Annotated in this window: 23 protein-coding genes; 12 read left to right on the top strand and 11 right to left on the bottom strand. The window is 37.5% G+C overall.

Annotated elements, in window-relative coordinates:
* Window positions 1-279: 279 nt before the first annotated feature.
* The 7 genes from AC3M61_RS01335 to AC3M61_RS01305 form a co-directional block, all read right to left on the bottom strand.
* Window positions 280-414: a DUF4411 family protein gene (locus AC3M61_RS01335; protein ID WP_500779157.1), complete on the bottom strand. Its 135-nt coding sequence runs from the start codon at window positions 412-414 to the stop codon at window positions 280-282.
* A 74-nt stretch (window positions 415-488) separates the two neighbouring features.
* Window positions 489-779: a DUF4411 family protein gene (locus AC3M61_RS01330; protein WP_500779134.1), complete on the bottom strand. Its 291-nt coding sequence runs from the start codon at window positions 777-779 to the stop codon at window positions 489-491.
* Complete coding sequence (locus AC3M61_RS01325) at window positions 776-1,900, bottom strand: ImmA/IrrE family metallo-endopeptidase (protein ID WP_500779133.1); 1,125 nt, start codon at window positions 1,898-1,900, stop codon at window positions 776-778. Before AC3M61_RS01325 ends, AC3M61_RS01330 begins: the two co-directional genes overlap by 4 nt.
* Before the next feature lie 888 nt (window positions 1,901-2,788).
* A complete protein-coding gene (locus AC3M61_RS01320) occupies window positions 2,789-3,151 on the bottom strand; it encodes a hypothetical protein (RefSeq protein WP_500779132.1) in 363 nt (120 codons plus the stop codon).
* A 21-nt stretch (window positions 3,152-3,172) separates the two neighbouring features.
* The gene (locus AC3M61_RS01315) at window positions 3,173-4,720 is read right to left on the bottom strand and encodes an AAA family ATPase (protein WP_500779131.1); all 1,548 of its coding nucleotides are present in this window, start codon (window positions 4,718-4,720) and stop codon (window positions 3,173-3,175) included.
* 95 nt (window positions 4,721-4,815) lie between these two features.
* Window positions 4,816-5,370, bottom strand: coding sequence for a TIR domain-containing protein (locus AC3M61_RS01310; RefSeq protein WP_500779130.1), 555 nt, complete (start codon window positions 5,368-5,370; stop codon window positions 4,816-4,818).
* A gap of 61 nt (window positions 5,371-5,431) precedes the next feature.
* Complete coding sequence (locus AC3M61_RS01305) at window positions 5,432-5,851, bottom strand: hypothetical protein (protein WP_500779129.1); 420 nt, start codon at window positions 5,849-5,851, stop codon at window positions 5,432-5,434.
* Window positions 5,852-6,036: 185 nt separating this feature from the next.
* Between AC3M61_RS01305 and AC3M61_RS01300 the strand changes: the two genes are divergently transcribed.
* The 3 genes from AC3M61_RS01300 to AC3M61_RS01290 are packed head-to-tail and all read left to right on the top strand — an operon-like array spanning window position 6,037 to window position 7,090.
* Window positions 6,037-6,246 (top strand): TIGR04255 family protein, encoded by a 210-nt coding sequence (locus tag AC3M61_RS01300; RefSeq protein WP_500779128.1) that lies wholly within the window; start codon window positions 6,037-6,039, stop codon window positions 6,244-6,246.
* Entirely contained in the window at window positions 6,237-6,803 is a 567-nt protein-coding gene (locus tag AC3M61_RS01295; RefSeq protein WP_500779156.1) for a TIGR04255 family protein, read from the top strand. The genes AC3M61_RS01300 and AC3M61_RS01295 overlap by 10 nt, the downstream gene beginning before the upstream one ends.
* 5 nt (window positions 6,804-6,808) lie before the next feature.
* Window positions 6,809-7,090 carry an AbrB/MazE/SpoVT family DNA-binding domain-containing protein gene (locus tag AC3M61_RS01290; RefSeq protein WP_500779127.1) on the top strand — a complete coding sequence of 94 codons (282 nt, stop codon included), beginning with the start codon at window positions 6,809-6,811 and terminating at the stop codon, window positions 7,088-7,090.
* A 217-nt stretch (window positions 7,091-7,307) separates the two neighbouring features.
* Here AC3M61_RS01290 and AC3M61_RS01285 read toward each other — a convergent pair whose 3' ends face one another.
* Complete coding sequence (locus AC3M61_RS01285) at window positions 7,308-8,180, bottom strand: DNA adenine methylase (protein ID WP_500779126.1); 873 nt, start codon at window positions 8,178-8,180, stop codon at window positions 7,308-7,310.
* 98 nt (window positions 8,181-8,278) lie between these two features.
* Window positions 8,279-8,908: an IS1096 element passenger TnpR family protein gene (locus AC3M61_RS01280; RefSeq protein ID WP_500779125.1), complete on the bottom strand. Its 630-nt coding sequence runs from the start codon at window positions 8,906-8,908 to the stop codon at window positions 8,279-8,281.
* A 327-nt stretch (window positions 8,909-9,235) separates the two neighbouring features.
* Here AC3M61_RS01280 and AC3M61_RS01275 point away from each other — a divergent pair, with 327 nt between their 5' ends.
* The 6 genes from AC3M61_RS01275 to AC3M61_RS01250 all read left to right on the top strand — a co-directional run bounded on the left by AC3M61_RS01275 (window position 9,236) and on the right by AC3M61_RS01250 (window position 16,628).
* Window positions 9,236-10,189 (top strand): Fic family protein, encoded by a 954-nt coding sequence (locus AC3M61_RS01275; RefSeq protein ID WP_500779124.1) that lies wholly within the window; start codon window positions 9,236-9,238, stop codon window positions 10,187-10,189.
* A 73-nt stretch (window positions 10,190-10,262) separates the two neighbouring features.
* Window positions 10,263-11,381, top strand: a complete 1,119-nt coding sequence (locus AC3M61_RS01270) for a Fic family protein (RefSeq protein ID WP_500779123.1) — start codon at window positions 10,263-10,265, stop codon at window positions 11,379-11,381.
* 641 nt (window positions 11,382-12,022) lie between these two features.
* A complete protein-coding gene (locus tag AC3M61_RS01265; protein WP_500779122.1) occupies window positions 12,023-13,477 on the top strand; it encodes an oligosaccharide flippase family protein in 1,455 nt (484 codons plus the stop codon).
* Window positions 13,478-13,505: 28 nt separating this feature from the next.
* Window positions 13,506-14,840, top strand: coding sequence for a glycosyltransferase (locus tag AC3M61_RS01260; RefSeq protein WP_500779121.1), 1,335 nt, complete (start codon window positions 13,506-13,508; stop codon window positions 14,838-14,840).
* Window positions 14,841-14,856: 16 nt separating this feature from the next.
* On the top strand, window positions 14,857-15,789 hold the full coding sequence (locus AC3M61_RS01255; protein ID WP_500779120.1) for an NAD-dependent epimerase/dehydratase family protein: 933 nt from the start codon (window positions 14,857-14,859) through the stop codon (window positions 15,787-15,789).
* Window positions 15,786-16,628: an NAD-dependent epimerase/dehydratase family protein gene (locus AC3M61_RS01250; protein WP_500779119.1), complete on the top strand. Its 843-nt coding sequence runs from the start codon at window positions 15,786-15,788 to the stop codon at window positions 16,626-16,628. Before AC3M61_RS01255 ends, AC3M61_RS01250 begins: the two co-directional genes overlap by 4 nt.
* A 537-nt stretch (window positions 16,629-17,165) precedes the next feature.
* Here the strand turns inward: AC3M61_RS01250 and AC3M61_RS01245 are convergent.
* Window positions 17,166-18,335: an ATP-binding protein gene (locus AC3M61_RS01245; RefSeq protein ID WP_500779118.1), complete on the bottom strand. Its 1,170-nt coding sequence runs from the start codon at window positions 18,333-18,335 to the stop codon at window positions 17,166-17,168.
* A gap of 198 nt (window positions 18,336-18,533) precedes the next feature.
* The gene (locus tag AC3M61_RS01240; RefSeq protein WP_500779117.1) at window positions 18,534-18,971 is read right to left on the bottom strand and encodes a hypothetical protein; all 438 of its coding nucleotides are present in this window, start codon (window positions 18,969-18,971) and stop codon (window positions 18,534-18,536) included.
* 222 nt (window positions 18,972-19,193) lie between these two features.
* Here AC3M61_RS01240 and AC3M61_RS01235 point away from each other — a divergent pair, with 222 nt between their 5' ends.
* The 3 genes from AC3M61_RS01235 to wecB all read left to right on the top strand — a co-directional run bounded on the left by AC3M61_RS01235 (window position 19,194) and on the right by wecB (window position 22,686).
* On the top strand, window positions 19,194-20,312 hold the full coding sequence (locus AC3M61_RS01235) for an AAA family ATPase (protein WP_500779116.1): 1,119 nt from the start codon (window positions 19,194-19,196) through the stop codon (window positions 20,310-20,312).
* Window positions 20,313-20,394: 82 nt separating this feature from the next.
* Entirely contained in the window at window positions 20,395-21,558 is a 1,164-nt protein-coding gene (locus AC3M61_RS01230) for a glycosyltransferase family 4 protein (RefSeq protein ID WP_500779115.1), read from the top strand.
* A 48-nt stretch (window positions 21,559-21,606) separates the two neighbouring features.
* A complete protein-coding gene (gene wecB / locus AC3M61_RS01225) occupies window positions 21,607-22,686 on the top strand; it encodes a non-hydrolyzing UDP-N-acetylglucosamine 2-epimerase (RefSeq protein ID WP_500779155.1) in 1,080 nt (359 codons plus the stop codon).
* Window positions 22,687-22,689: the final 3 nt, after the last annotated feature.

Below are 22,689 nucleotides of genomic sequence, written 5' to 3'. Positions count from 1 at the left end.
GAAGATGACCAGCGGGAGTTGAAAATCACAAGCCAGTGAGCAGAAAGCTCATGTCAACCAATAAACCGCCGTATACTGGTCGGTATGTAAGGTGTTGTGAAAGAACGCTTTATAAACTACCTAATTACCCATCTGCTAATTGATTAAATCGATGGTTGAAGGTTTTCAAAATACTCTTATAATTATCATTCCTTGGTTATTTGTGGCTAACAAATATCTTTTATCTTCTGGTGAAATAAGAACGTTTTAGCAAATCGACGGCTTATTTTATTCCATCTCTTATAGCTTGAAACGTAAATCTTTGAGCATCTGAAAAAGGTCAACGTATTTTATATTGCGTTCAACGCACGCGTTTGGTATTGGTATTTTTCTTTTAATATGCTTATCTTCCTTTTCAAATTTACAATCATATATTCCTCTGGGTTTGTTAATGCAAAGGCAACAAGCCGCGTATCTGCGTTTCTCTCGTTCAAAAACTCTTTTATGGCTTAATCGTTGTAAGTTCCTTTTTGTTCATTCGTCCAGCGTGCAAGTATAGCATACTTTTTAAGGACTGCATCCGTTTTTGTGTTGAGAAAATATGGCGCAAACTCCGTGAGTGCCCAATGCTTCAGTTTGTCATTTCCGTTCATAAGTTCGTCTCGTACTTTGTCAATACTTGCTACAATGCCTTGCTTAGCTTTTTCGAGTAGAAAGTCCCAAAATTTCGTTCCAAACTGAAAGCTGTAATAGTTTCGATATGGGGTTATGAAAGTATTAGAGTCAAGTACATACTTCACGTCGAATACCTCACCAGTTTAGAGAATGTGTCACGTTTGAGCTTCGTGAAGCGGATAGCATCTAAGTAAGTTATTAGATTGTTATATATAGCAGAACTTAATATTCTTAGGAACCGACGACTGAGTCGCTGTATTTCCATTTCATAAAAATTGCCACCGCGATTGTATTGTTTTATTTCCTTTCTTTTGCTATCTTGTAGAAAGTTGTAAAATTCGTTTTTGCTGATCAGTTCTAGATCTAACAACCTGCGTGCAATTACTATTTGGCTAACTTTGAACTTCTTTGCCAATTCTTCATAATTTTTTATACCTTTGTAAACTTTCTTTAACTCTTGAGTTGGAACTAAGAACTCTGCTGTGCATTTGTCACAAAATTTTTCTATTTCGTTCTGCGCAGATTGTAAGTCTTTTAAGTCAAAGGAGGCACTCTTTCCTATTATTATGTGAACAACCTCGTGTATTAGGGTGAAAATTTTTCCAGAGATATAATCATTGTTGTTGATGAAAATTACTGGAGCTATTTCATCGTACAGCACAAAGCCTCTGAATTCTTCAACATCCAACTTTCTATGTGTGTTGTTCCATACAACTCCGTTCACAAGCACTATTATTCCCTTCTCTTCAGCCTTGGTAACAAGGTATCTGAAAGCATCACGCCAGCTATTCATCGATTCGGCCCATCCATCTCTAATTTCGAAAATGTTCTTTAACTCGTCTACGACTTCGTCTACCTTGTACTCATTTTTGAGTTTACCACAAAAACTAAGTTTATCGTTTCCTAATTCTATGAGTATATCCTTAGCCCATTTCTGTATGTCTTCAGCGTATTCTAAGGTGTCCTTTAATTCTTCGGACGGAGTGAAAACTCCATTTTGATTAGTCCTGTAGTGTGGAATTGGGAAGAGATACTCTGGGAGCTCATCCAGAAAAAAATATCCAAATGGTACGTTAAAGAGTTTGGAGAGCTCAACCAACTGGTTATATGTTGGATAATTTTTTCCCTCCAACCACATATTAAAATTTTTATACTTTTGTCTTGCTATAACAGCTTTGTTCGGTTTCATACTTGCAAGTTTCTCGAGAATGTGGGGATTGAAATATGTAATTTTGGGTACTTGCATCTTCTTTCACCTCTAATAACTATCCGGGTTTTGTTAAGAGAAAGTTCTTTTTGCTGTATCTCTGTGGTGAATTTGCCTGTTACAGCGCTTTTGACAAAAGATACGGTAAGAAGTTCTAAATTCCGACCAATAAAATTATATCAGAAAAATTCAAAAAATAATCACTTGTTGACAGGAAAATGGCTCCACAAACTCTTCTCTTAATAATGCTAACTTGCCGTGGCAAAAGTAGTCAATTGTAAAACGATAGTGTCTATTTTCCTTTGCAGTTTTTTTCAAATACTTTTAACTATTCAAGTACCATGGATATATAAATGAAGATTTTCCAACCTTTTTAGACCTTGCTTAAGTAGGAAAAAGTCTATTAACAATGAGAATTTAGATTCCATTGCTTGTTTTTACTATGAGTTGATAGTAGATGATTGCGAAACTAGAAAATTTAAGGAAAGCAGGAACCAAAGGAACAGTTTCAAGCCGACTGAGGAAGACTCTATTTTGGTAGTGAAACTTCTACAAAGCAACAAAAGAGCGATGAACTTTGCGAAACTCTATAACTTACCACAGATGGACATTCAAGGTAAGGTGAAGAGAACTTTTTGTGCTTTTGAGAATGTTATAGTTTAGAAGAGTATTTGCAATCTTTGAAGACGACTTATCGATGCTGTATTTGTTGCGAATGTAATGGAATTTTTAAAGCCACACTTGTGGTATAAAACTGTTGAGTTGTTTATATCGGGATACCAACTTTTGAGAAGCATTTTTGGGGTGTCTTCTGTCTGAGAATACTGCATTTTCTGCGTCAAGCTTTTATTTAGCATTATCCCCAAAACTTTCTATTGAGCAGTATGCGAAAATATGCCAGATTTTAACGGTGCGGATTAGATTTTCTCAGAAGTTCATAACGTCTTCTATAGTTATTCCACAGCGTTTGGTAAGTATGTTGTATTTTTCTCCGTCAATGTTTGTAAGTTTTTCTATTAACTCCTTTGCATGGACTGTCTTACTCTTAAGTTCTGCAATTATTACGTGCAAAGTGTCGTTGTTAGTTAAGACAAAGACTATACAATCACACATTTTTATATTCTTTTCTGTATCGTTTTCTATGTTCTTTGCTAAATCTTCACCTTTGAGAATCAGGGTATCATGTGTCCATTCCTTAGGTTTCTTTAAGGCGCATTTGTTTTCTTCACAAGAAGATAACAAGGCTCTTGTATATTTACTCAATGCAGTTTGAAGGTATGACATAGGCATTTGATATCCTCCACTTTATCCCTAGTCCCTTAAGTCTTCCTTAATTTTAAAAGCTTCTTCGTACAGCTCTTCGTAAATTTTTATAAATTCCTGCTCGGAGATACCTTTTTCGTAGTCCACATTGAGCTTTTTTGCTTGGTATCCTCCTGTTTTGGTGTCGAATTTCATAAGGTATGGTGATACTTCTTCTGCTAGAATGTAGTCTTGCTCGCCGTAACCGTATTTTTCTTTCCTTTCTTCTTTTGGTATTTTGCTAAGCAGAATGAAGGTATTAATCTGTTCTATCAGAAAGTCGCTGTGTGTGGTTACAATAACATATACTCCACTTCTAACAAGTCTTGTAAGAAGTTGGGCGAGTATTCTTTGATTTTTTGGATGGATGTGCGCTTCAGGTTCTTCGATTATCAGAATATCTCCGGGTTTGAGAAGGTATTCGGCATACAAAAATAGTGGGGCAAGTTCGGAAACGGAAGACGAAGCTTTTTCCAGAGAAATCTCTGCGTTTCGGAATTTGTATTTCACCTCTGCGATTAGATTTGTGGCGGTTCTTTCGACTATGATTTCTCCGTTCAGTATTTCGTTCTCAAAGGGTTTAAATGTGTCGTATAGTTTTCCTTCCTTGTTCGGCAGAGTTATAATGGTTGAAATAAAATCGGCAACCGTGCCTGGAAGGGAGCGCATTTGCTGGTCTTCGAAAAATTCGGCTCCAGAGCGGACGAGCGCCGAAGCTATTTCTCGATAGGTTTGAAGTATTCCTGAGCGTTCCGCTGGTAGATAATGCGAAGTTGAAAATAAGCCAACGGTCGGATAAATAAATGTGTAATCAGTAAAAAATACTAAAGAAGTGTATATCGAGTCGATAAGGTTATCTATTACGCTCTTTTGTTTTTTCAAAATAGTGTTCACAAAGTTGATAATCACATTATTTGCACTCAGTAAAGCCACTTGCAAAGTTTCTGAGTCTTTAAGAGTTAAACGTATCTCAAAGCCTTTCAGCAAGTGTATGTCTTTTACATCCACTTCTAATTTCTCCTTGCGGGAGGACAATTTTATCTTAGAATTACCTACAGAAACGTTTATTTTAAAGCTATTTTTCCCAAAGGTTTTTAGCTCATTGAGTTCTTTTCCAAAGAGTCTTGAAATCTCCTTGGATAATCTGTACTCGTAAGTGTCCCGCAACGCGAGGTTTATAAGTTCTTGAGATTTGTCTTGAGGTATGGAGATTTCGGAACCGATTTGAAGTTTTTTTAATTCTTCAATGAATTCTGGAAATTTTTTTAAGATGTGTTTGGCTTTGGATTTGTAAAGTGGTTCTCTTGGAATTAGTAACCCTTTTGTTCCTAAGCTAAGTGCACGCACTATAGCATGAACCATTTTCGCAGCGTAAGATTTTCCTGAACCGTTTGGTCCAATAAATATCGTAAGAGGTTTAACGCTGATTCTACCAGAGGTTATTGGACCAAAGTCTTTTAATGTAATGCTAAGGATGTCTTTTGACTTGGTTGGGTTTTCTTTTCCTTCAGTTACTGATATACTTGTTTCTAAGTTTTTTATGGTTTTTCTTCGCATTTGTTTCACTCCTTTAAATTTAGCGCTCCGTTGTTGATTGTATAACTCGTTATTTGAAAGTGTTGGAAAATAATCAAGAGTTCTGCTATACCCGCTTATTTTCCTACAGCACTCGCAGCATTTTCAACCCATTGACCTATGTTGTAATATCCGTTGTCCACTTTCCAGTCGTATATTTGTATATCAACGTTGTAGAGGGAGTTATAAACTTTGGAAATTTGTATAAATTTCTCAATAGGGGGAAATTTTATACTTGGGTTTTGGAGTAAGTCAAATTTTTTTACACCGTTGTTTGAGAGTTCTGCATAAACGAGTTCATTTGATAAATTAGCAACACCGACGTAATGAAAAGGGTTTTCTCCAGCTTTATCAGTCATTCCTTCTTCGTCTTTCAGGTTATGTATCCGGATTCCCAGAAGTGCGTTTCCTCTGTCAAAACTTTTGAGTATTTCGTATCTAACCCATTTTCTTTGATAAGTCTCAGCTCCGATGAGAACTACTGTAACACTCGTTCCTTCAAGCTGTTCGTCTATCCATTTTTTTACAGCTTGTTCTCCTCTTAATTTTAGCTTTTCAAATTCAGCCTTATCGATATAACCTGCTTCTTGGAATGAGCCTTTTGTAACCCAGCTGTTGCGTACTTGGTTCACCCGCCAAATTCATGTTCGTAATGGTAGCTGAAAAATACCTTGCGAGCCATGATTCACAACCTCACAGTAAGAAAAGTATATAAAGTGTTGTTAAGAGTAATAATGAGCCGTGGAATGAGAGTAAAGTTTTAGAAAAAGCTACCTGAAGTAATGTTTTTTCTTGTCCGGTGAACCTACTGTAATTCATGTCGAATAAGTGTTCAGTGGTTTTTAGTCTATTTTCTCGTATCCAATCGTAAAGTTTTCTATATAGCCTTTCGAGCCAGAGAAAGTAAGCATCGAGGTACCAGAAAAAGACGATTGGGATGTAAGTTAAATATGCTGTTATCTCGGTACCCTTAAGTAGCAAAATTCCAATAACCAATGTTATCGACCAACCTTTGATAAGGAACGAGTTGTTCGCCATTCGCTTAATTATCTCTTGAGCTATTCTCAGTTCCTCGAACATTATTTTTAACAGTTCGTCCTTTGTGAATTCCATATGAACTCACCCCTATCTGAAAGTTTTTTCTCTCACATTAAATATTATACCACTTTCAGATAAATAAGATTGCATGATTCTAAGGGTTTTTTGTGGTATAACTATAGTGGGTATAATACAGTTTGCAAGTTTGGGTGTCGAGTCGATATTAATTTTTAAACTGTTTGAAGGTTGGTGGAAATAGTATGAAGGCTCAAAATTTAAGGAATAAGCCTCTTATTGAGGCGATATTTGAAGTGAGATGGGAGCTCGAACAAGATGCTTCTGGTGTTAGGATGGATCCAAACTACAAACTAAACGTTGGTAGGATATATGAAGAACTGAAGCATGATTATCCAAAATATGAACAGTTGCCAACAGCAGGGGTTCCAGATGATTTAGTGCCATATATATAGTACAACATATAGTACAACATAGGTTCAGAAAAGGAGAGAACAGCTGGCCGTTAGTTCAAGTCGGACCTGGGATTTTGACACTTAACGACACGGAAAATTACAGTTGGAACGACTTCAAAAGAAGAATTGAAAAAGTGCTTACTGTGCTTGACAAGGTTAATTATACGGAATACGAGAGTATTTCGTTAATATACATTAACGCAGTAGATTTCAATTTTGCTAAAGAAAATGTTTTTGACTTTTTGAAGGCACATTTTGGGATAGAACTACGTTTACCTGGGCAACTTTTCGAGGATGGAAAGGTTACCGCTCAACCTACAGGATTAGAATTTAGAGTAGATTACCCAACCAAAGAGCCGGGCGGTGTTATTACGTTGCGTATAGAAAGAGGGATTGCATATAATAAGGAATCGCTGATATGGATGCTAAGCGTTAATGCAAATGGTAATGATGTGCCACATAATAAAGAAGAAATTTTGAACTGGGTTGAAAAAGCTCACGACTTAATTGAAAAGTGGTTTTTTATGCTTTTGAGTGATGAACTTCGTAGGGGGTGATTCTAATGCATGAAATTATACAATCTTCCGGTACAATTTCAAGCAGAGGTCAGGTGCAGATACCAGCAAAAATAAGAAAGGTAATAGGTGCTCAGACGGGAGATTTAGTCATCTTTCGTATGCTTGATGACGGAACAATTCTGATGAAAGTGGTGAAAAGAAAAAGACTTTCTGAGTTGTACGGCTCTTTAAAATCAAACGTGAAGTTTTCAAGTTTGGAAGAGGAGACAGAGAATACCAAAAAGATATGGGCAGCAAAGAAGGAAAGTGAGAGGCTGAAGGGATGAAAAAATATTGGATTGATGCATACCTTGCGTGAGATGCCTTAAACTCAGATGCAGAAGGAGTAATTATTTTTGACAAGAATCAATTTGAAAGATTAGGCGTGAAAATAATTGAGCCCGATGCTTTTCTAAAGTAGCATCGGCTCTGATGGTAAGGTTTTTGTTTTGAAATAAGTTTTTTCAGAAGGCTCACCGTGGGTGTTTGATATTGCTGTAGTTCCTACCAGCTGAAGGTTAGTTGTTCTTGATGTGTTTTTGTTGGTCGTGTTGGTTTTTGGATTTCTTTGATATCGTGAAGAGGATAGTTGGATATGAAAAGCTCTTTGCCTTTTCTTGCTTTTGGTTGTTTGTAATTCGTCATTCCATACTGGAGTTCCCAAGGGTAGATGTAGGCAAATGAAAAGAGTTGGCGTACTTCTGGGCAGTCGTCGTATGTGATTAACCAGAGATGCGAGCATTTTTGGACGTTCTGAGCGAATCTTTCATGGTCAAATGTTGTGTGGAGTGTTCCTTTCTTACCATACAACTTTGATTTGGTTGTGCTGTAGTATGGTGGGTCTAAGAATATGAAGACTTTTTCCCCATTTTCAAATAAGAGAGGTTCATAGTCTCCGTGGGTGATTTTGAAGTCTTTGATTATTTTGGAAACTTCCCAAAGTTTTTCGATAGCACTGATAGTAAATCTGCGTTCAAATGCATGCTGTGAATAGCCACCAGAATCGACTGTCCCAGAGAAACTGATTCTGTTAAGGATAAAAAATCTTACCGCCCTTTCAAATTCTGTCCCGTCAGTTTGGTTAGACAATTCTAAGAAAAGTTTTTTACCATCCGTTGTTGTAAGTTTGATTCTCATAATTTCGTCTATCAGCTCTGAAGGATTATCCCGTAGTGTTTTCCAAAAGCAAATAAGGTCGTAGTTGAGGTCGTTTATCCAAATATTAACATGTGGATAGAGTTGTTTGATGGCAAGTGAAACAGAACCTCCGCCTACCATTGGTTCTCTGAATTCTTGTATATTATTCGGGATTTTTGGTATTATTAAATCCAGTGCTTTTGATTTTCCACCAGGGTATCTGAGTACGTTCTTTATCAAATTTAGTCACCTCTTTTGTGTTCGACCAGTTCCAACTGAAAACGATTAAGTAATGCTTAATTTTCGAGATTTTCAAAAAAGTTTGACTAATGTATGTATTATTCTTCGTATTCCAGATATTGCTCAGGTGCTTCGCCAAAGGTTTCGAGGATAGTGGGATATCTGATATTTTGTTCAGGTTCAACTATCTTCTTTAATTCGACAATGAAATGCCATTCATCACCGTAGTCGAATAGAAACAGCATTCTCTGGCGAGGTTTTTCAAATATTTGGCTGACTTTTGTGTTTTTAACTCCTTTTCTGATGGGCCGGTTTTTAAATGGGTGTTTGAGTTTTTCTGGTGGAAGACCTTCGAATATTTCCTCCGGTTCTATTATGTTTTCTTTTTCTTCCAAATCGACGTTCAGCTCGTATCTTATTTTTGAACTAGCCCAACTTTTGGTGTTGTCATAAAATCCGAAGAGGTGGTCGAATCTAAAGCCAAAAGCATCGATGATAGTTCTTGCGAGCCGATACAGTGTTGTCCTGCCCAAAACGGCTATAACTCTATAGGGTGGTTCTTTGACTTTTTTGAAAAAAGATTCACTCGCAAACGATTTTCCAAGGGTTATTTTGAAAATATAAACCATGTTGTTTTTGTTTGTCGAGTTTTTCTTGACCTTTTTCATTTTATTTGGAGTTGAGTTGGGGAATATCTTGTCGTTTTGTTTCCCACCGTTGCTTACCATCGTCATCCTTCCTTTTTGGATTTCTTTTCAATTATTCAAGTGGTCTTTCATTCTCTAACGTAATTATATCACAGGCTAAAATCTTTTGAAAAAACAAGGGATTTTGTGGTAAGATATAAACGAGAACTGGCATATAAAAAGAGAAGGTATAGTAAGTTAAGAAAGAGTGAATGATGTGTGTCGAAAACGTAACCATGTGTCCGTTTTAAGGTTTTGGTTGTTAAACAGGACAAAGTTCAAGGTTTTTAAAATCATTTATTTAAAATGCTTAATAAGTATCACCCTAAAGCACAAGAAACAAACAGGACAGTTGTTGGTGGTGGAAAGATGAATAATGACTTAACAAAGTTAATAGAATGGAGAAGGAACCTGCTCAAGCTAAGTGTAATTCAGATACCAAACACTGAATGGCTGTATATGTTGACTGAAGAGACGAGGAACTCACTTATGATAGAAGGGATTTTTGCAACCGATGAAGAATTGGAAGGGGTTCTGAATGGAAGGTACAAATCAAGCAGAGAGGTTGTAAATTATTTTAGAACTGCAAGTTTCTTCTACGACTTAGCTTTTGAATATTACAAAACAGGCGAAAATCCTTATTCATTAGCTATTGTTAGGATGTGCCACAAGAAGTTGTTCGAAGGGATTATCAGCAATTCAGAAAGGTTGGGTAATTTTAGGAATGGTCCAATCAAAATAACAGGTGCAAAGATTAAACCACCTGAATACGATATTTCAGATTGGGTAAGTTTTTGGCTCAAATACATTCAGTTTGTGTATGATAACCATCCTGTCCATGAAGCAACTGCGAGAGCTCATGTTCTTTTTGAAAGTATCCATCCTTTTGAGGACGGTAACGGCAGAATCGGACGGATTTTGATGAATTTCTATTTGATTTATCATGGGTATATTAATATCACAATTAAAGGAATGGAGCAAAAAGAGAGGAATGAATATATAAAGGCTTTGGAAAATGCTGAAAAGGGAATAAGAAGGTTATTTAAATATTCTCCAAAGGATTTATCTGCCGAGCAAGTAGATAAAATGTTTTCAAGCGATGATACGAAAAAACTTTCAGCGTTGCTCGGACTTGCTTTGATAGATGCGCTTGATAGACAGATTTGCTCTGCCAATAAAGATAAGCTAATTTCGGCGGATGAGTTTGCAAAAAGGATAGGAAAGACTACTGATGCGGTGAGGAAGATGATTGAAAGAAAGAAATTGATAGCTACAAAACCGGCAGGTAGATGGTTTGTATACCCTGAAATGATGGAACGTTAGAGAAAAGGTAATATTGTTGGATTCTTGGTCATACAGTTTACCGAACGTGTTCGAATTGTGGGGGTGAAAAAGTATGCCGTATGATTCAATAAATTTAACTGCAAGGGTAGAATGGCGTGATGAATTGCTTGAAAACTTTGTGGAGGATATAACCGTGGAGCATTTGGATGAGCTGATTTGGGAGGAGGCTTTCCATTCTTGCAGGCTCGATGGAGTTTACGTGGAACGTGAGGATTTGGAAAAGATTAAACAGATAGCTGCCCAAAAGGAGAAATACATGGATGGTATCGTTGAAAAAATCTTGTCTGGAAAATACAGTGATGCTCAGGTGGAAAAAATTCTAACTGACCTTACAAGAAATTCGTTTAAGGGTATAGACCCCAACTGGGCACAGGTAATTAGGTACTACGAAGTAGCTTCCTCGGTGTACGCATTAACGTTGGAAGAAGGTAGGAACATCTTTGGTTGGTTGGGATTGTTACCAAAGATTATACATGCAAGCCTCTTTTATGGACTTCCAGAAATGTCGAATGTTGGTCAGTACAGGAAAGGGAAACCGAAAGAAAGATTAGGATACGCCGATGTCGATGATATGCTAACAGATGACGCATTGCTATCACCACCTATGAGTTATATAGAAGAATGGATGAGTCTTTGGTCTATGTACACTGTAGTAGTGTTAACTAATAGGTGGACCTTAGATGTTGCTGAGCATTCTCATGCACTCTTTATGAGTATTATACCTTTCGAATATGGAAATGGACGGGTTGGAAGAATCCTCATGAACGTAATACTTCTAAGCAACAGGTTTGTGAATGCAGTTATCCCTTCAGAAGGTAAAGAGAAAGAAATGTATTTGGAAGGACTTGACAGGGGGGCTACATTCTTCTGGAGCTTTACGGATACACACCCCGCATACGTACTTGAAGACTTTAAGATGTCTTTTATTGCTGAGCGGTATGATTCATATAGAAGTGGACATCTGATAAAGTCTATAGCTTATTGTGTTATGGATTCGTATGACAAATTATTAACAAAATTTCTGGAGGATAAACTGATACCACTGAAGGATTTCGAAAAACAACTTGGGAAGAAAGCATCCTCAGTGAGGCATATGTTGGAAGCGAGAAAATTAATACGTAAAAAGATAGGTAAAGAATGGTTTGTGTATCCTGAAGTTTCTCCGTGGTAAGAGCCTGATATGAAGACTTAACTTTTAGGTTTGGAAAACTTTTTATACCCGACAAGTGTCGAAGTACTCTTTAAGTTTTAGGTTTTGACGATATTGAAATGGAATGAATGTTGTTAGTTCAAGTCCCATAACGAAAAGCCCAATGAACGTTACGAATTTCCGATGATTAACAAGGGCTTTTAGAGCATAGAATAACGGAAAGAGAAGATTTTGTGCTTATGAGAAAGGCTGAAACAATGTTTGCAGACTTTACAAAGGAAATGATTGACTTTATTTTTAGAGAAAGGACTTTGTAGGAAAGAGATATAAAAAATACAGTGTCCTTGGATAATTTCCGGTGGAAGAATAAGGAAAGTTGTGTTAGATGTATAACGATATGCTCAATGGAAGCGTTCAAAAAAAGCAGGAAATGGGAGCACTCAAAGCTGTCAAGACTAAGTTCTAAGACAGAGGGATGTAAAGAGGGAACACTTACAAAAGATAAAGTTACAAGTTAGGTCTTTTGAACCTTTCAATATGAATTAACCCAGTTGGCAAAAGCTTTGGACATTAATTTTGATATGAACATATCGTTTCTAAATGAAATGAGAATCTGTCGATGACATCGGTGACGGCTTATTATAGAGGGAGGGCATGGAAAATTGGTATCTCAAGAAAACAAATTCCTTTTGTTTAGAAAATACTTAACATTCTCTATTGGAACTTGGGTAAGTGCTGTCATCTCTTTTTTGTTTTCTCCTATAGTAAGCTGGTATATCAGTCCTGGTGAATACGGGAAGTGGAGTATGTTCTGGACAGTTCAAGGATTCTTGCTAACAGTTGTTTCCTTAGGCCTTCAAAATTCACTTATGAGGTTTTATTTCGAAAAGTCAGAGAACGAGCGTCCAAAACTCATTTTCACTGCATTCATGCCAACCTTGGTTGCTTGGGCTGTTTTGAGCTTACTTGTTGTATTTTTTAGAACAAAAATCAATATTTTCATACTTGGAGAGGGCAGTGTTCCCGTTTACTTATGGCTCATTTTTTCAGTTCTATTGGGCAATGTTTTCAGTTTTGTTCAGACGATATTAAGGATAAACAATAAAGGTATAAAATATTCGTTCTTGCAGGTAACATCTGTGGCATTTAATCTAGGGTTTTCGGTGTTGTTTCTTACCATTTCTTACAGGGACTTCAGGGCACTTTTGTATGGGGGAATCCTTGGAAGCTTTTTTGCCACAACCTTAGGAATCGTAATGGTGAGTAAAGCAAAAATTCTGCCTCATTTCGACAAACAGCTCTTTCTTGAACTACTTCATTATGGGTTTCCGTTCATTTTTGCTAGCTTGTTGTGGTGGTTACTGAACTGGACAGACAGACTGGTCTTGCGCTTTTACACTAATTTTTTCGAAATAGGACTCTATTCAGCAGCTTTTAAACTTGTTCAGGGTATGGGTATTTTTACAACCGGTTTTTCAACGTTATGGTATCCATTTGCGTATGAACAGTACGAGAAGAACCCAAATAACAAGAAAGTATTTTCTAAGGTGTTCGATTATGTTTCTTTTTCGATGATTTCAATGGGCTTATTATTTATGTTATCGAAAGATATAGTTTTTATACTTTTCTCAAAAACATATAGGCAAGCTGCAGCCATTACTCCATTTCTTTTACTTTTACCTATAATGTCCACAGCTTGTGTAGTAGTTGGTCGTGGTATTGATTTTATGAAAAAGACCTATTGGGGGATAGTGATTGATGGAATAACATTTGCTTTCAACTTGATAGGAAATCTTTTGCTCATACCTATTTTAGGAGCGAAAGGAGCAGCGCTTTCAACAGGCCTTTCATTTATATTGTTTTTTTTCTTAGAGAGCACAGTATCGATGAAGCTTTATCCCGTTGACTACAAGCTTAAAAGTTTTTACGCAGCAACCAGTATTTTTGTTTTTGCGTCTGCTATTAACAGCTTTTCCGTAAATAAGTTAATAAATTCCGTTTTAACATTTGTTGCACTGTTGGTTGTTATTTATATATACTTCGGCATTTTCAGTGAAGTTTTAAACATTGCACGCGATTATCTTGCAAGAAAGTTTGGAAAATTTAGAAAAGACTAAAAGTACTGACAGGAGGAGGATTTCTAATATGCTGCTTAGTAACCTTGTGACAAAAACGTTTAAGTTTATGCTAAGACCTGTGGCTAAGAATTTATTAGCAATGTATTCATTACCTCACCACACTAATAACTGCACAAATTTTACAGAGTCAGGTAATGATAGTTTTTACAAAATAAATTTGCTTGACAGGTTTATGACATGGTACTACTTTGTCAGGAGGTTTAGAAACATCAGCGCAACAGATATCGAAAATCACCATCTATGTTCCTCAGAGCAGATAGAAGAGTATATTCAGTTCAGCGATGAAATAATTAACAAAAGAAACTCCGACGAAATAAAGATTTCCATTGTAACCCCAAACTACAACGGAGGAAGGTTTCTTAACCAACTGCGGAACTCGTTGATTCGGCAAACTATAGCACGTCAAGTTGAATGGGTTATAGTCGATGATGGTTCAACAGACGAAAGTATGATGTTTTATGAAGGGCTCATTAATGAAGACAAACTTGGGGCAGTTAGGGTGTTTAGAAATTTTCAAAACTTGGGAGCTAGTAAAGCTTTGAACATAGGTTTTTCAAAGGCAAGTGCAGATGTTATTGGATGGGTTAGCGTTGATGATTACTATGAAAGTGTTGATAAATTAGAGAAAGACCTTGGAATGATTCAAGACGGTGCGGATATAGTTTATTCATCGACTACCTTATCTGTTTCTGAAAAAGGCAAAGTTCTTTCCCGGAGTAAGGTACCGGATTTAGTTAAGTCTGGCGATTCAACAATGAGGTTTCTAATCAACTCTTTCAATAACTATATAAACTCTTCTTCTCTCGTTATGAAGAGGGAACTGTTCGAACAACTGGGTGGATTTAACACAGCACTTGGAAATGTGGATGGAGATTTTGACTTGTTTGCACGTGCTGTGATATTAGGAAAGAGAATAGAATTTTCGGATACTATAACAGTTATTGGGGTGCATGAGGGTCAAACAGGAAAGAATTCTGCGAAAATGTTCTTGGGTACTAACTTGACAAGGTTATCATACACGAGATTTCTGATAAATTCTGGGGAAAAAGAGGAACTTTATCACTCACTAAATCACTCACTAAAGCTTTTTTTGGAATATTTCAAACATTATAAATTCGCTGTTATTGGTAGCCTGATTGAAAGACACTATCTTTGGTTGAAAGAACTGATGAAGGAAAAGTTTGATAGGGTCTTAAACGAACTATCATTACCCCTGGATGTTAGAAGAAAAATGGAATTAGCTGAGAATAAAATTTACCAGCTCAGCGATGAATTTATGCAAACAGCGGTGTTCCAAAAGTTCGCAGAGCTTTACAAAAAGCAAAAGAAAACGACAAAGTGAAGGAGGTAGAACTACTATGAAGATCCTGGTGACTGGGGCACTTGGTTTTATTGGGAAGAAACTATTTTCACGTTTGAAAGAACAAGGGCATGATGTACTCGGTATCGACCTTGTGATAGCGGATTACGATGACTATATCCGTGGTGATATCACCTATTTTGAGGATGTATGGCGTTTGTTTAAGGAGAATAACGGATTTGATATGGTTATCCACCTTGCTGGAGAAGTGGGAAGACTAAACGGTGAAGAATATCCGCAAAGAATGATTTATGTTAATGAAATAGGCACTCTAAATTTGATCAAGATGTGCCTCGAGTATGATAGCAAACTTGTGTACTTCAGTACTTCGGAGGTGTATGGTACACTTTTCGACGAAAAAGAAGTTAGAGAGGAGGACTTGTTTTTACTTAGTCCAGTCAGGGTAACGAACATCTATGCCATGAGCAAGTTGTTTGGTGAGGGTATAGTTAACCATTATGTCAAGAACTATGGATTACTTGCGGTAGGAATAAGACCGTTTATGGTCTACGGACCGGGCGTTGTCGCATCTAAGTATAAGTCAGCCATCGACCAGTTTGTTTATAACGCACTCAATGACAAGCCTTTTACTGTACACAAAGGTTCGGAAAGAGCTTGGTGTTATGTCGATGACTTTGTCGAGGGAGTTTTGACAGTGATAAACAGACATGACTTTAAACCAGGTGTATATGAGGCATACAATGTTGGAACACAGGAATACATTGCTACCGAAGAACTTGCACGACTGGTACTTGAGCTTACGGGAAAATCGCCAGAACTAATGAAAGTCGTTGAACTTCCGGATAAGTTCATTTCAGGAAGAAAGCGCTTTTCAAATGAGAAACTGAGAAAACTTGGCTGGGAGCAGCGTGTTCCATTACGAGAAGGACTATTAAAAGTAATAGAATGGCATAGGAGTATGATAAAATGAAGGTAGCGGTTATTGGGGCAGACGGTTTTATAGGGACAAATTTGGTAAAGTATCTTGGAAAAATTCATGATTTAGAACCTTTGCCTATTGTTTTCAGGAACCAGCCAGATAGTTTGTTTTTCGATGAGTTTCTATCTCAATCAAAGAAAGTAGATGTAATTATTTTTGCAGGTGGAAATTCAAACCATTATGTAACCAACGAAACAATTTACAAAGTTATAGAAATGGATAGCAAGTACATCCTCCAAACTATCGAACACGTAGAAAATAAGCTCTCGATTCTAATCTCAAGTGCTGCGGTTTATTACGGCTATAAAGGGGTAGTCGATGAAAATACGTGCGCGAAGCCGTCAGTTAATTATGGTATTTCAAAGCGGACTGCCGAATTGTTGTTTGAAAAAAGTATTAGAGACAAAAAATCCAAAGGAATTGTTCTGAGATTGACACATGCATACGGCCTTGGAGAAAGGTCTACAAGGCTCTTCAGCAAAATTGTAAATTGTCTAAAACAAGGAACAGAACTAATTGTGTACGGCAAAGGAGAATCTTATATCAACCCTGTTCCTGTGGAATTCTTGGCACACGTGATTGCTCGTCTCATACAAGATAGTCCAACAAGTGAAATTGATTATTACAATGTTGGTTCATACGAACCAGTGAAGGTAAGGGACATTGTTGAGGAGGTGCACAAAAGATTCGGACTAAAGTATTTGTTTGAAGGTGAGGAAACGCAGTTGGTTGAATTCATAACATCAACAGAGAAATTAAGACAACGAGGAATATTTTTAGAAAATGCCATCGAAGTTTATCTCAACCATGTGCAGAAAAGTCTCTTATAATTGATTAAGTTTCAACAACAATGACTTCAAATTAAAAACCGGTTGGTCGGATTTTTGCCGACCAACTTTTTTGTTTCCTCGTTCTAAGCGTTAAGATTTGCAGAAGCCCAGCGCGAAAGAATGATTTCCATATTGCTTATGCACACAGGTAAAGATTACAAGGTTATAGTACACAGGAACCGTCAAGATGTGACATGGGGAGACTGCTACTCTTAATCACCAGGTTTGTTCTTACAAATCTTCGAATATTGAAAATCCTTGCTCATAGAAATTCCAACGAAGCGTTATTACTTAATTGTCTGTTTTGCATAGCTTTCTCACCGTACTTTATATGTCATATGTCCCAATTTGTTTTGTAACGAGTTCAATACTTTTAGTCTGAGAATTGCAAAAGAGTTCTTCGAACAGTGCTGCGACTGGTTACTAAGAGCTCTACAAGACTAATAGCATTTTTAACGCAAAAGCTTCAAAGAAAGAAAAGACAGTCAAAAGAATTTAGAGGAAAACCTAGCTTATTCACATCTTTGAAGCAAATGTTTACCACCCCATCCCGAGCACCCACATTGGAATAGCATTCCTAACAGGCAGGTCGATGTCATCTCGGATGACAAAATCTGCCTGTTTTGGTTTTTTGTTTGCTCCTCCAATTTCTAAGCGAATTCCGTTGAAAATTAAATCACCTTTTGTTTCATCTTTTTCAGCAAATAGTGTGCCTTTGTTTTTCAATGAAAAGACAACAAAAGCCTCTCGGAAGTTTGCTGTTTCTGCTTCCAGAACATTGTAAATAACCGGGTCAGCGAAGAATATCTTTGAGCCTTTGGAGTATGGCTTTTCAATCGGTGATTTTTGAACGATAGTGATTAGCCCAATTTCCTCCATTGCAAAGAGAAGTTGATAGAGTTTTTGTTTACTGACAGCCCAATCTCTGCTCATGGCTTCGATGTTAATTCGTGGGATTTTTGAATACGCTAAGTGGCTGACTATTGCTTTCATGACACCGAAATGGTTTTCACTGAGTTGTCCAACTATGTATGGAATATCTACGTATATGCTTTTTTCAAGGACGTTTTTCACACGCTCAGCAAAATTTCCTTCCTGGTAAAAAGGTCTTGTTCCATTTTCTTTGTATGCTTTGAAATACTTAAGAATGTCTATCTCTCTTAAGATTTCAGGAACGATTTGTAGTGAAGTTCTGTCAAATGGGTCAGGTATTTTTGGAAGCTCTTTACCTGTTTCAAAGTAAATGTATTCTCTGAGGGACATCAGAGGTAGGTTGTGGACAACGAACCTTCTTGAAAGGTCGGCGATGCCTTTTCTCAGAATGATTGAGCTACTATCACTAAGCCATATTGCCTTGTTTGGAAAAAAGTCATACAGACTCTTTATATGCAAAGACCAATCTTTCAGGTAATGGACTTCGTCGATAATCAGTCCGTCGTAATGTATGAGAATGTATTGTGCTAAATCTTGGAAAGGAGTAGTATATATAATCGGGTCGTCCGCAGAGATGTAAAAGAGGTTTTTCTCTTCTACTATGGAGAGAAGGAAAGTCGTTTTCCCACTACCCCGGGGTCCGGCAAGCAAGATGCCTCTACTTGTGAAGTGACGTTTTAATTCCTCAAAATAAGGACGTCGTTTCTGAGGAAGAAAGGAAATCACCCTTTTCATGCGAAGCTCCAACAATTCAATCACGTTTTCTACGGTCATATAACGCCCTCCTTAAGATACAGTCTATTCAACAAACTATATTATATCACGATTCGTTCCATAATAGAACGAATTTTTTGAAATTATGAAAAAATCGTTCCTTAATAACACGAATTTTTAAATAAATCGTTCCATGCTGGAACGAAAAATAACCGACCAGGGATTCCCTGGTCGGTTTTTGAATTTTTCTGCTTTTGATTAATCGTCTTCTCCATCGGAGTAAAATAATTCATTGACTTCCGCCAGCTCGTCGGGAGAAACGTAGTCAAAGCGAATGGGTGTGAATGGTAAGTGTGTGCATTTTGGAGGTTTTTTGCCGTACATCATTATCGATACAACCTTGTTTCTTATATACCAATTGAGAAATTGTTCTTCATCGCCCCTTCCGTCGAATTCTTGTAAGCCTACCATGAGGATATACCAGATTGTCTGTTCGAGGTCTTCGTAAGAATAAAGGAACGCTTTGTTGATACCCCAAAAGTAAGCGGTCCACCGACGGACGAGATGTTTGTAGCTAAGAACTTTATTGTGCCATTGGTTGGTATCTTCTGAAGTTTCTTCTGTCAACGCTTTTTCTTTACATTCCCCTTCCGCAAATTGTTTTTGAACATGCTTTTGCTTGTTTTGTTGTTCCATTGGAATAACCTCCTTGCAGAGAGTTTTTTCGAGGATGGTTACCAGTGGGGGTAGGTATACTAATGTATACATATAATACCAAAATTTAAGCCCCTGTGTCAAGGGGAAGGTATGTTGCAAAATTATAAAACCGCCCGTCAATTAGATGTATCTACCAATTTTGCGCCATTTTTGGAGAATCTTTTGTTACAAAAATGGATACAACTAATTGGAGGTGGTTGTATGGGAAGTTTTGTTAATCCGTTTAAGATAGGCAAGACGTATAGCCCAGAGAATTTTATTGATAGAAAAGAAGAATATGGGTATTTGGTCGGTGCGGTTGAGAGTGGGAACAATGTTGTAGTTGTTGCTCCGAGAAGGTTTGGCAAGACTTGGCTTTTGCAAAAGTTCATAGCTGAAGGTGGGTATCCAGTAATCTATCTTGACTTGTTCGGCTCTTTTTCACTGAAAGGTTTTGTGCAAAAGATGATGAAACAAGGATACGAGTTGCTGAAAGGGAAAAGCCCTATGAACTTTGTGGGTAGGTATCTTAAGCATATTGCAAAGCATGTGAGTTTTTCTGTGGATATTGGTGGAGTTTCGTTTTCGATAGACGGTGAACTGAGCGATGAGTTACTTATTGAGCAGATGTATGAATTATTGGAAGGTGTGCAAAAGGATTTAGAGAAGAAGTTAGTTATTGTGCTCGATGAGTTTCAGGCTTATAAGTCCATTAGTGAGAAGCTACCGGAAAGTTTGAGAAGTTTTTACCAGGTGCAAAAAGATGTAGTGTTTGTTTTCTCAGGTTCGATGAGGCATATGATTGAAGAGTTATTCTTTGAAGAGTCAGGTGTTTTGTATCATTCTTGCTTGAGAATAGATATTGGAAAGATGCTTCCTGAAGATGAGAGTGTTGAGTATATTGTTGAAAAGTTCAATGGCACTGGGAAAAAGATACTATTGGAGGATGCAAAGAGGATATATGCGTTTACAAAAGGGCATCCGTATTTTCTCCAACTTCTGTGTTATGAGCTGTGGGATAAGGTAGAAGGAGTGATACACAAAGAAGAAATAGATGTTGTTTTTGATAGTCTTTGCGAGAGGGAGTCGTATGGGTATGAGTTAGTAATTGAAACGCTTGAATACAAGTATCTGAAAAATGTGCTAAAATTAATTAGTGAGCAAGCAGGGGATTATTTTAGTAATGCCAACCTTCAGAGATACAAAATCCCGAATGCCACTACATTAAATAACTTGCTTAAGAAACTTAACGAGCGAGGAATAATCGAAAAGCTCGGAAGGGGAAAATACCAGATAATCGACCCATTGTTTGAAAGGTATGTGCTGAAGAGAATGGAATAACGAAAGTTGGTGGTGCTTTATGAAGGTTTTGTTGCTTACTTATTTCTACCCCTATGTGAGTAATCCTTTGAGAGGAATTTTTGTGACAAAAAGGATTGAACAATACAAAAGGATAGGGATAGATTACACCGCAATTCCCATAGGATTTGGGGAAGGGGCTATTTTTCGTTTTTTCAGACAAGTTTTGGGGAAAAAATCGATGAAGCCGATTGAGAAAATAGGGAATGTAGAGTATTCTATTGTGGAATCCAGAGGTGCATTCCCATGGGTGTTATGGCAAATTACAAGAAGATTGAACATTAAACGGGAAGAAGAAATTGTCAAAGCTTTCTCAAAGTATTTAGCAAAGAAGATAGAAGAAAGTTTTGATGTGTCTTCGTATGATGTAATCCATGCGCATGGGATGTACACACCACCCGCGGGGTTGGTTGCAAAGATACTTGGAGAGAGGTATTCAAAACCTTATTTAATTTCTCTTCACGGAAGTGATGTTAATTTTGTGATGGAGCGAAGAAAGAGCTACTTGGATGTTTTAGAGTTTGCTTCTGCGGTTATCTTTGTGAGTGATGCACTTTTGAAAAAAACAATGGCACTTGGATATTCGGGGAAGAATGCATACGTAATCCCTAATGGGTATGACCCTGATATCTTTAAACCTTTAGATAAGAATAAAATAAGAAAGCAGTTGGGGATATATGAGGAAGGCTACAAATACGTTGGATTTGCTGGGAATTTGATAGAGATAAAGCGAGCTGATAAACTTGTAGAGATATTTGAGTTGGTGAGAAAAGGATATCCAAAAGTTAGGTTTCTTGTAGTTGGAGATGGTTATTTGAGAGCAAAGATGGAGCAAGAAGTGAAAGATAAAGGATTAGAAGTTTTGTTCACAGGAAGGTTAGACCAATCGGAGGTAGCGAAATACATGAATGCAATGGATGTTATGGTTTTGCCAAGTAGAAACGAAGGTTTTGGAGCAGTTGTTATCGAAGCCCAAGCATGTGGGACATGTGTTGTAGGAAGTAGCAATGGGGGTATACCTGAAGCAATAGGATTTGAAGAATACGTGGTTGAAGAAGGACAAAATTTTGAGGAAAGATTTGCCAAAAAGGTTGTTGATGTGTTACAAAATGGATATGACGCCCAAAGGCTTATTGAAAGGGCGCAGAAATACACTTGGGAGAATATCGTCGGAATGGAAAAAAAGATTTACGAAGAAGTAGTTACCGAAAGACTAAAGGGGTTCTGATGAATGGCCGATAGAAAATTTGCAATCAATGGTTTGGAGGTGTCTCTTGTGAGAATTGGTATTGTCTTTGGCACAAGACCGGAAATCATTAAGGTCGCACCTGTGTATTTGAAGGCAAAGGAAATGGAAAAAGAAGGTATTGAGGCAGATTTTATTTGCACTGGTCAGCACAGGGAAATGGTTGATATGATGAAGGGAATTTTTAACGTTGAAGCGGATATCGATATGAATATCATGACCGCAAATCAGACGTTAAATGAGGTGATGTACAAAGTCGTTCGTGGATTTGAGGAATTGTTAAAAGAAAGGCACTATGATTGGATTTTTGTCCAAGGTGATACAACCACAGCAATGGCGGCAGCACTCGCTGCATTCAATAGAGGTGTGAAGGTTGGACATATTGAAGCAGGTCTTAGAAGCGGGGATTTGTATGACCCATTTCCCGAAGAGATGAATAGAAGAGTCATCGACCAAGTTTCTGAGAGGATGTTCGCACCAACGCAAAGGTCAAAAGATACGCTGTTGAGAGAAGGATTTGACGAAGAAAGAATAATAGTTACAGGCAACACGGTAATTGATGCGCAAATGTATGTTGTAAATCATTTCGCCCTTGATGATGTGAGAAGGAAGATAATTGAACACGACAATTATTTTCTTGTGACGTTGCATAGGAGAGAAAATATAGGGCAGAGGATGAGAAATATCCTGAGGGCGTTGAGAAGGTTCTCTGAGAAAGAAGGAATAGAAATCGTCTTTCCAGTGCACAAAAATCCGAAGGTTAGGGAAATTGTATACGAAGAGCTCGGCAATTGTAAAAATGCGCATTTGATAGAACCTGTGGACTATGTCGAGCTCACAGCTTTACTCAAAGATGCAAAGTTTGTTGCAACGGATAGTGGAGGTATCCAAGAAGAAGCACCAACGTTTGGAAAATTCGTTGTTGTGTGTAGGGAAACAACAGAACGACCAGAGCTAATTGAGAGTGGATTCGGTCTATTGGCAGGGACAGAGGAACAGAAAGTTTTTGAAGCACTTTACAAAGCTTTGGAATTTAGGGCAGGAGAGTTGAAAAATCCATTTGGCGATGGGCACGCATCGAAGAGAATATTGAAAGCCATATTGGGGTGAGTA

It is taken from the genome of Fervidobacterium sp., from assembly GCF_059913585.1.
This window is presented reverse-complemented; position numbering and strand designations above follow the sequence as displayed.

What these genes read in the sequence shown, in the direction of transcription:
- AC3M61_RS01260 (WP_500779121.1), top strand. Translation starts at nt 13,506, where the DNA reads ATGCTGCTTAGTAACCTTGTGACAAAAACGTTTAAGTTTATGCTAAGA.
- AC3M61_RS01245 (WP_500779118.1), bottom strand. Translation starts at nt 18,335, where the DNA reads ATGACCGTAGAAAACGTGATTGAATTGTTGGAGCTTCGCATGAAAAGG.
- AC3M61_RS01280 (WP_500779125.1), bottom strand. Translation starts at nt 8,908, where the DNA reads ATGGTAAGCAACGGTGGGAAACAAAACGACAAGATATTCCCCAACTCA.
- AC3M61_RS01275 (WP_500779124.1), top strand. Translation starts at nt 9,236, where the DNA reads ATGAATAATGACTTAACAAAGTTAATAGAATGGAGAAGGAACCTGCTC.
- AC3M61_RS01270 (WP_500779123.1), top strand. Translation starts at nt 10,263, where the DNA reads ATGCCGTATGATTCAATAAATTTAACTGCAAGGGTAGAATGGCGTGAT.
- AC3M61_RS01290 (WP_500779127.1), top strand. Translation starts at nt 6,809, where the DNA reads ATGCATGAAATTATACAATCTTCCGGTACAATTTCAAGCAGAGGTCAG.
- AC3M61_RS01235 (WP_500779116.1), top strand. Translation starts at nt 19,194, where the DNA reads ATGGGAAGTTTTGTTAATCCGTTTAAGATAGGCAAGACGTATAGCCCA.
- AC3M61_RS01255 (WP_500779120.1), top strand. Translation starts at nt 14,857, where the DNA reads ATGAAGATCCTGGTGACTGGGGCACTTGGTTTTATTGGGAAGAAACTA.
- AC3M61_RS01240 (WP_500779117.1), bottom strand. Translation starts at nt 18,971, where the DNA reads ATGGAACAACAAAACAAGCAAAAGCATGTTCAAAAACAATTTGCGGAA.
- AC3M61_RS01320 (WP_500779132.1), bottom strand. Translation starts at nt 3,151, where the DNA reads ATGCCTATGTCATACCTTCAAACTGCATTGAGTAAATATACAAGAGCC.
- AC3M61_RS01300 (WP_500779128.1), top strand. Translation starts at nt 6,037, where the DNA reads ATGAAGGCTCAAAATTTAAGGAATAAGCCTCTTATTGAGGCGATATTT.
- AC3M61_RS01250 (WP_500779119.1), top strand. Translation starts at nt 15,786, where the DNA reads ATGAAGGTAGCGGTTATTGGGGCAGACGGTTTTATAGGGACAAATTTG.
- AC3M61_RS01305 (WP_500779129.1), bottom strand. Translation starts at nt 5,851, where the DNA reads ATGGAATTCACAAAGGACGAACTGTTAAAAATAATGTTCGAGGAACTG.
- AC3M61_RS01315 (WP_500779131.1), bottom strand. Translation starts at nt 4,720, where the DNA reads ATGCGAAGAAAAACCATAAAAAACTTAGAAACAAGTATATCAGTAACT.
- AC3M61_RS01325 (WP_500779133.1), bottom strand. Translation starts at nt 1,900, where the DNA reads ATGCAAGTACCCAAAATTACATATTTCAATCCCCACATTCTCGAGAAA.